The organism is Ruegeria sp. BHSB056 (genome assembly GCF_059613305.1).
On the sequence record NZ_JBXWSG010000150.1, the window covers coordinates 1 to 4,356 of the forward strand.

The 4,356-nt window shown below is 53.7% G+C and carries 4 protein-coding genes; all 4 read left to right on the plus strand.

Translation table 11 applies throughout. The features are described 5' to 3' along the window. Positions 1–386: 386 nt before the first annotated feature. Positions 387–1,442 (plus strand): tyrosine-type recombinase/integrase, encoded by a 1,056-nt coding sequence (locus AC2FND_RS19660; RefSeq protein WP_496771401.1) that lies wholly within the window; start codon positions 387–389, stop codon positions 1,440–1,442. Positions 1,443–1,808: 366 nt separating this feature from the next. Beyond that, a complete protein-coding gene (gene repA, locus AC2FND_RS19665; RefSeq protein ID WP_170724940.1) occupies positions 1,809–2,993 on the plus strand; it encodes a plasmid partitioning protein RepA in 1,185 nt (394 codons plus the stop codon). Further along, positions 2,993–3,961: a plasmid partitioning protein RepB gene (gene repB / locus AC2FND_RS19670; protein WP_496771402.1), complete on the plus strand. Its 969-nt coding sequence runs from the start codon at positions 2,993–2,995 to the stop codon at positions 3,959–3,961. The genes repA and repB overlap by 1 nt, the downstream gene beginning before the upstream one ends. Positions 3,962–4,138: 177 nt before the next feature. Next, a partial coding sequence (locus AC2FND_RS19675; RefSeq protein ID WP_496771403.1) for a helix-turn-helix domain-containing protein occupies positions 4,139–4,356 on the plus strand: 218 nt, incomplete at its 3' end.

Genomic DNA, 4,356 nt, shown 5'->3' on the forward strand with positions numbered 1-4,356 from the left:
ACAAAGTCATCATCACAGCAGTCGCTAGAAAGCTTGTTACAATCGCGAACGCACTCCTCAAATCTCGGCAAAACTGGTCGGCTCAGACCCCCTGAGAAATACAGTTGCTAGTCTAGCGTTGTATCAAATAGCCGATTTTCCCCGCGGTGACACAAAGCAGATCGCGCTCATTTGCGCGCAGCGTATTGGCGGGGGTGCCGCGGACATAGAGGTCCGTCAGGGCCTCTTGATCCTCGGCGGAGAGGGCAGGGGAGGTATGGGGAGATAAGGCGTGGGCGGTGTCATGTGCTAAGTATGCAGGGAAAATCCTGGCGAAATCATCGCTCCGATAAGTATCCCTTATCATGATATTTGAAATCTGACCCAAATTGACGCAGAATGGGTACATGAAGCCCCCTGCCCCATACCTCCCCGCCGCCGCCCCTGCCCTTTCGGAAAAAGATCAGGAGGCGCTCACTGATCTTTATGTGCGCGGCACACCGGAAAACACATTGCGGGCATATGAACGGGATCTGCTTTATGTCACCGCCTGGAAGGCTGCGCGGTTCACAGAGACGCTGGACTGGCCGGAATCCGAGGCTACTGCGCTGGCCTTCATTCTCGATCACGCCCGCGATCTGAATGACGCACCAGAAACGGATGTGGCGCGCGAGACCGCAGAAGCGCTGATTGCTCAGGGGCTGCGCAAGTCCCTCGCCTGCCCTGCCCCTTCGACGCTGGACCGGCGCATCGCCTCCTGGCTGGCCTTTCATCGAATGAAGAACCTGACCAGCCCTTTCGGTGCGCCGCAGGTGAAACAGGCCCGTGCCAAGGCGCGCCGGGCTGCAGCCCGGCCCCCTGCCCCAAAATCCGCGCATCCGATCACGCGGGACGTGCTCGAGCAATTGCTGGCCACCTGCCGGGGGTCACGCCGGGATTGCCGCGACCGCGCTATCCTTATGCTGGGCTGGGCTTCTGGTGGACGGCGGCGCTCGGAGATCACCGGGTTGATGTTTGAAGACGTCTCGCTGAAGGAGTTCGACGAGAAAAGCCTGGTTTGGATTTCACTGCTGGAGACCAAGACGACAACCAAAGGAGATACGCCGCGGCTGGTGCTGAAAGGCCGCGCAGCCCAGGCGCTGGTCCATTGGATCGAGGTTGGACAGATTAAGAACGGGCCACTGTTCAGACCAGTCTCAAAAGCGGATCGTGTGCTGAAACGTCGGCTTTCGCCAGACGCTATCTATCAGATCGTCAAACATCGCCTCCAGTTGGCAGGGTTGCCGGAGGACTTCGCCTCGCCGCACGGTCTGCGTTCTGGGTTCCTAACCCAAGCCGCACTGGACGGCGCCCCAATCCAGGCTGCCATGCGCCTCTCGCTGCACCGCTCCATGGCACAGGCGCAGAAGTACTATGACGACGTCGATATCGCCGAAAACCCGGCGACGGACTTGTTGGGGTGAGGAAATACGCAATCAGCTCAATTGGCCCCCTGCCCTTCCCTATTTCTTGTCTTGGTGCGCAAGCCGTTACTTCTTTTGTGCCAACTGCTCGCTATGAAAAGCTCAACTCGAGGCGGAGCATTCGGAAGAGTTTTGTGTGTATGCCTACTTTTTGCACAGCAGAACTTCATCAGCTATAAAAGCCCGGGAACCGCTTCAACAAGGTTTACAGCTGTAAACCACTTTGCTTTGATGCAAAGCGTATGTAGTTCACAGCTTTGTAGAACCCACAATATAAGCGAAAATCCTTGACTTAGGACAATGAATCACGCCTGTTTGTCTCAAGTGGCGCAAAAATGACCACATTCTTTAATTTGAGGCAACTACATGATTCCCGTGACACCACTTACGGCAGAACGGCCATCGGCTCTCGCCACAGAAATTTCTGAGAGATTAAACTCGGCCATCCGGGAACATCTTCTTGCGGCATTTGCCCCTGACAACACCAAATCACTACGCAACTTTGCAGCCCCAGAAGCGGCCGAACTCTTAGGTGTCTCAGGTCAATTCATGCGTAAGGTCCACGCAGAAGGAACGATTCCTGAACCAAAAGACGTGCGTAGCGGTCGACGCTACTATACCGCCCATGAGCTTTGGGAGGCTCGCGAAACGCTTGAGAAAACCTCTCGCAAAAAGGGGCGCTATATCCCTCGTCGGACTGAAGGAGAGAAACTCCAAGTCTGGCAGTTGATGAACTTCAAAGGTGGCAGCAGCAAAAGCACCACAACAATTCACCTGGCCCATTACTTTGCGCTTCGCGGTTACCGTGTATTGGCCGTTGACCTGGATCCACAAGGCTCGCTTACATCCATGTGCGGCATCAGCCCGGAAATAGAGTTTGACGGACTGACGATCTACGATGCTATTCGGTATGAAGATCCGGTAGATATGGCGGACGTTGTGCTTCCGACATACTTCCCCGGTCTGTCTGTGGCGCCGTCTCGGCTTGTTCTTTCCGAGTTTGAGACAGAATCTGCCGTTCACTCCAACCCGGACCATCCGTTCTTTACGAGAATACGGAATGCCCTGGCCCAGGTGGAAGGCGATTTTGACCTAGTTCTGATTGATAGCCCACCTCAACTTGGCTTCTTGACGATAGCCGGGATGGCCGCTGCCAGTTCATTGCTTGTGCCACTGACACCTTCGATGCTGGACGTGTCTTCGACGGCACAATTTCTCGAACTCGCTGGTGCTTACATGGCAGTCATTGAAGATGCCGGCGCTACGCTCGAATACGATAACTTCAAATTCCTGATAACGCGTGACGAGCCAACAGACGTACCGTCTCAACAACTGGCTTCGTTCATGCGAGCACTGTTTCAGGATCGCGTTATGTCAGCTACGGCCCTCAAGAGCACCGCAATCAGTGACGCCACAATGCTCAAACAATCAATTTACGAGGTCGTGCGGTCGGAAATGACACGCGCAACTTATGATCGGGCAAAGAACTCAATGGATGCGATCGGCTCTGAGGTAGAGCAAATGATCCATCAGGCATGGGGACGCAGCTAATGGCTAGAAAATCGCTTCAGGAGATGTCGGGGATCGCAAACACCATCGCGCGCTCTAGCCCCAAGGCCATCGATAAAGCCCCAAAACCCAATGCCCCTGCACTTGGTGCGCTTCAGGGCTCCTTGGCCGCAATCAGGGAAATTGACCCTGCTCTGATCGACGATTGGGGCCCAGCCGATAGGCTTGGTGAGTTTACAGCTGTAAACACTGACGAAGAAGACGATAGCTTTGAAAGCTTGATGTCGAGTATCCAAGACGGTGGCCAACAAGTTCCCATTCTTGTCAGAAAATCGAAATCCGACGGTCGATACGAGGCAATTTATGGGAGGAGGAGGCTCAAAGCCTGTCGTGAACTCGGTATTAAAGTCCGCGCCAATGTTCAGGATATCGACGATGCTTCAGCGCTTCTCGCCAAAGGGCTTGAGAATGCTGCGAGGCGCAATCTTTCCTTCTACGAGAAAGCACGTTTCGCTGAGGCGATCCTGACTTCCGGGCATGACACTGCAACGGTGCGGCAAGTATTGAACGTTTCGAAATCAGGGCTGTCTCACCTGACAAAAGTTACGCAACATGTTCCTGCAAAGATTGGTGACATGATCGGTGCAGCCCCAAAATCTGGCCGCCCAAAATGGACCGTGCTTGCAGAACACTTCGTTGCAGGCAAGCTGACAGAAGATGAAGCAGCCAACCTGCTTGCAACCATTGAGCCTTCGATGTCGTCAGATGATCGGCTGGAAATGCTCCTTAAAGCAGCTGTCAAACGTGGTGCACGACAAAGAGAAGGTGCAGCCGAAGTAAGCCCGATTGAAGGCGTTACAATCAAATCCACCAACGGATCACTAACTGTTTCGGTCAAAAGAACCGGAGCTAACGCTGGCTTCGCTAGCTGGTTGGACAAAAACATGGCTGAAATCATCAAGCGCTCACACGCTGAGTTTACAGCTGTAAACACCGAGAAAAAGAACTGAGGACGAGCAGAAAGGAGGAAGGCAAACAAACAAAACCCCCGAAACCGGAGCTTCGAGGGCTGCTGCGCAAAGCGCAATTCTTAGATTAGACACCTAGAATCTAGCAGCACCCGAATCGCCACACAAGAAAAAACGCTCTTGAGCGAACGGGTAATTTTTGTCTGCCGATAGATAATCATGAAAACACTAACAGCATTGGCTCCAAACGGAGCAACCTTGCCGGCAACGGCAGGGCAGGGGAGTAGTACGCCCAAAAAGTGGCTTCTTCTTCGCGCCGTTGAAGAGGCCAGAGAACCTCTTGGGTTAAAATCCACAACTCTCAATGTCCTGAGAGCGATGATTTCCTTTGTGGACGGTGATCAGATTGCTGCGGACCAGGATGATCATCACATCTG

Excerpts from the sequence above, each read along its gene's own strand:
- AC2FND_RS19660 (WP_496771401.1), top strand. The coding sequence starts at position 387 with ATGAAGCCCCCTGCCCCATACCTCCCCGCCGCCGCCCCTGCCCTTTCG.
- repA (WP_170724940.1), top strand. The coding sequence starts at position 1,809 with ATGATTCCCGTGACACCACTTACGGCAGAACGGCCATCGGCTCTCGCC.
- repB (WP_496771402.1), top strand. The coding sequence starts at position 2,993 with ATGGCTAGAAAATCGCTTCAGGAGATGTCGGGGATCGCAAACACCATC.